Source organism: Streptomyces sp. NPDC032161, assembly GCF_040636995.1.
Taxonomy (GTDB): domain Bacteria; phylum Actinomycetota; class Actinomycetes; order Streptomycetales; family Streptomycetaceae; genus Streptomyces.
The window spans coordinates 1-3,535 of the sequence record NZ_JBEZVN010000098.1; the positions used below are offsets into that span (position 1 = coordinate 1).

General features: G+C 65.4%; 4 protein-coding genes. 2 read left to right on the forward strand and 2 right to left on the reverse strand.

Annotation, left to right across the window (positions count from 1 at the left end; genetic code table 11):
• Nucleotides 1–115 precede the first annotated feature (115 nt).
• Nucleotides 116–924, reverse strand: a protein-coding gene (locus AB0E67_RS36220) for an IS5 family transposase (protein WP_362035086.1) whose coding sequence is annotated in 2 segments (ribosomal slippage) — nt 116–589 and nt 592–924 — 807 coding nt in all. Because the reading frame shifts where the segments join, the coding sequence is not laid out codon by codon here.
• A gap of 62 nt (nt 925–986) precedes the next feature.
• On the opposite strand from AB0E67_RS36220, the gene AB0E67_RS36225 reads away from it, so the two are divergent.
• Both AB0E67_RS36225 and AB0E67_RS36230 read left to right on the forward strand, forming a co-directional pair.
• Nucleotides 987–1,799 (forward strand): site-specific integrase, encoded by an 813-nt coding sequence (locus tag AB0E67_RS36225; RefSeq protein ID WP_362035088.1) that lies wholly within the window; start codon nt 987–989, stop codon nt 1,797–1,799.
• Complete coding sequence (locus tag AB0E67_RS36230; RefSeq protein ID WP_362035090.1) at nt 1,705–3,024, forward strand: M20/M25/M40 family metallo-hydrolase; 1,320 nt, start codon at nt 1,705–1,707, stop codon at nt 3,022–3,024. Before AB0E67_RS36225 ends, AB0E67_RS36230 begins: the two co-directional genes overlap by 95 nt.
• Nucleotides 3,025–3,160: 136 nt before the next feature.
• Here the strand turns inward: AB0E67_RS36230 and AB0E67_RS36235 are convergent, their stop codons facing one another.
• Nucleotides 3,161–3,331 (reverse strand): hypothetical protein, encoded by a 171-nt coding sequence (locus AB0E67_RS36235; RefSeq protein ID WP_362035092.1) that lies wholly within the window; start codon nt 3,329–3,331, stop codon nt 3,161–3,163.
• Nucleotides 3,332–3,535: the final 204 nt, after the last annotated feature.

Genomic DNA, 3,535 nt, shown 5'->3' on the forward strand with positions numbered 1-3,535 from the left:
CCCACGACCAGCCAGAGCTACACCGTCCACGCCACCGTCACGTTCTTCGAGCACGGACTTGCGAACCGCTCGCGGACGTAAACGCAACGGTGTTGGCTTAGAGCTCGTAACACGATCATGAACGGGCCTTCTTGAGGCGTCTCCAGCAGATGAGGCTGCAGGCGAGGGAGACGAAGGCGTCGTGGAGTTCGGTGCGGCGTTCCCAGCGGACGGCGAGGCGTTTGAAGTGGTGGAGGAGAGCGAAGGTCTGCTCGACGACGTAGCGGAGCTTGCCCAGGCCCTTGATGTTCGGGCAACCCTTGCGGGAAATGACAGGCAGGATCCGGCGCTTGCGCAGTGCATCTCGGTTGGGGTTGGAGTCGTAGCCCTTGTCGCCGAGCAGGGCTTCGGGCCTTCGGCGGGGTCGTCCTGGGCGGCCTGCGACGGGTGGAATGCCGTCGATGAGGGCGAGGGTCTGGGTGACGTCGTTGACGTTCGCCGCGGTCGTGATGACCTTGAGCGGGGTGCCGCGTCCGTCGCAGATCAGGTGGTGCTTGCTGCCCGTCTTCCGCCGGTCGACCGGCGACGGACCGGTGTCGGCGCCCCCTTTTTCGCGCGGATGCGAGAACCATCCACGCACGCACGCGACCAGTCGAGTTCGCCGGCCGCGTTCAGCTCCGCGAGCAGGAGCTGGTGCAGCCTGTCGAAGACCCCCGCCTTCTGCCACCGGTCCAGACGCCGCCAGCACGTCTGACCCGAACCGAACCCCAGTTCCAGGGGCAGGAGTTGCCAGGCTATGTCGTTGTAGAGGACGAACAGGATGCCCTGGAGACAGAGCCGGTCCGACACCGGTCGCGGCCCCGGCGACCGCTCCGGCCACGGAGGCAGCAACGGCTCGATCAACACCCACAACTCATCGTCCACGATCCACGGTCGAGTACCCACACCATCACGAACGGCCGAATCGTCACACCGGTAACGCCCCACCAGCACACTTCAACAAGATCGTGTTACGAGCTCTCAGCACCGTGGTCATGCGAGTTCGCGGCGAGGCCGGCGCCGTTCCGCTGGTGGCCAGCTACGACTTGGCCGAGCGCGTCTGGAATCCACCGATGCCGCTGCTCTACCAGTGGCCAACGAGCGGGACCAACCGCTCGGTCTCCGTGAACGTGATCCGCACTGCCCTCAAGGAGATGCTGGCTGCCTCCGGGATCACTGACTCCTCCGGAGCACCTCTCAACTTCCAACCGCACGATTTCCGGCGGATCTTCATCACGGACTCGATCCTCAACGGACTGCCGCCGCACATCGCCCAGGTGATAGCCGGCCACGGCAATATCAATACCACCATGGGGTATGCGGCGATCTATCCGACCGACGCGATTGAGGCGCATCGGGCTTTCATCGCTCGCCGTCGTGGTCTCAGGCCCTCCGAAGAGTACCGGTCTGTCACCCCTGAGGAATGGGAAGAATTCCTTGGGCACTTCGAGCGCCGGAAGCTCGCTTTGGGCCAGTGTGGACGCGCATTCGGGACTGACTGCCAGCATGAGCACGCTTGTGTTCGGTGCCCAGTACTGATCGTTTCGCCGGAGGAGCGTCCGCGCCTTGAGGAGATCCGCGACAACCTGAGCGGCCGGATCGTCGAAGCCGAACGGGAAGGTTGGCTGGGCGAAATCGAAGGCTTGCAGGTCAGCCTCGCTGGCGCCGAGGAGAAGTTGGCGCACCTTGACGCTGAACAGCTCCGCCGAAAGACAGTCGATCTCGGAATCCCCACCTTCAATCAGATCGCCGCCCGCATCATGGAGGGGAACGATGAATGACCCGCCACGGACTCCCGGAGACACCGTGATTGCTGACCTTCGACGCCAAGCCGAGGCCGATGCCCCTTCGGTCACCGCTCTTGCCTCGGAGCTGATCCGCACTCCTTCACGAGGCGGGATCGACGACTACGAGCCTGTCCTGACCATCGTGGAAACGTGGCTCCAGGCCAGACAGCTTCCGCACCGCCGCCTTCGCAACCCGGACGGCGACTCCGTCGCGGTCCTCATCGAGATCCCCGGCGGCCGCACCGGCCCCACCTGGGTCCTCGACGCCTGCCTCGACACCGCCCCATTCGGCGACGAGGCCGGATGGAGCTTCGCGCCGACCGTCGGCGACGTGACGCCTGCCGGAATCCTGCGGGGCCGCGGAGCGTCCGACTCCAAGTCCGGAGCGGCCATCTTCTGCCACATCGCCGACGCCGTCAGCCGCCAGGCTGACCAACTCGCAGGCACCCTGGCTGTGTTGCTCGACGTCGACGAACACACTGGCAACTTCGGCGGGGCGGTCGCCCTCATGCAGGCCATCGACCCCGCCTCCATCGCCGGGGCAATGATCGGTTACCCGGGACACGAAGAGGTCGTCATCGGCGGCCGCGGCGTCTTCCGCGCCCGGCTCCATGTTCATGGCACAGCCGGTCATTCCGGATCTTCCAAGCCGAGCCCTGCGAACGCCACCAGCCGGGCGGCTCGCCTAGTGACCCTGCTGGAGAACCAGCCGCTGCCGGCCCCGGCCCCAGCCGGTTTCCCGCAGCCGCCCAAACTGACCGTCACCGAATTCCATGGCGGGGAGGGCTTCACCGCGGTCCCCGACCACGCCGTCATCGGCATCGATATCCGCCTCACCGACGTCCTCGGCGTGAACGCCGCCGAGGAGATCATCCGCAAGACAGCCGCCCAGCTCGACGCAGAGTTTCCCGCCTCCCGACCCACCGAGCTCAAGAGCGTCCTGTCCTGGCCGCCCTTCCGACTCGACCCCACCGAACAGCCTGCCGCCGCCCTCCTCGAAGGCGCCGTCGCAGCCGGGATCATTCCCCAGACCAAGGTCGCGGGCCCATCGAATATCGGGAACCTCTTCGCCACCCAGAAGATCGCTACGACTGCCGGATTCGGCCTTCCATACGCGGGCCTGCACGGGACCGATGAACAAGCAGACCTCTCCGCACTTCCTGCAATCCAGGCCGCCTACCACCATGCAGTACTCAGCCTGATGGATCTGCAGGCTTGATGACCTGCGGGCCATAACCGGTCCGCAGGTCATCTCCTTGATTCAAGCCTGAGGCGAGTCCGCGTCGCCGCGTGCGTGCGGGCTGTCCTGCTCGTCCTCGTGCTTCGAGCGAGACCTGCGAATCTCAACTCGTCTCTCAGCCGCAGGGCCAGTAGGTCGGCCCGAGCTGGCTGGCTGCCATCTGCCACTGGCCGAAGGAGGAAAACACAGTCGACCGGTCGGGAACCAGGGCAGCCCGGGCGTCCCGCTCGAGCTCGCTGACGAAAAGATCATTAGCCTGCTGCCAGTAGCTGGTGGACGCGCTCACCTACGCGCATGAAAAATCTTCCTACCTGCCCCTCCCGTTCGCGAGATGATGCCCGTGGGAGCCGCCTCCTTGAGCGCGGCCAACCCTCGAACCGGGAGAACCACATGGCTACTGAGTTTGAACTCGTGATGTCATAGGGGCTGACGGGCTGTGGTCTCCTGCGGTATCACCGGGGCGTGAGGTATCCACAGGGTGGCGGGCTGA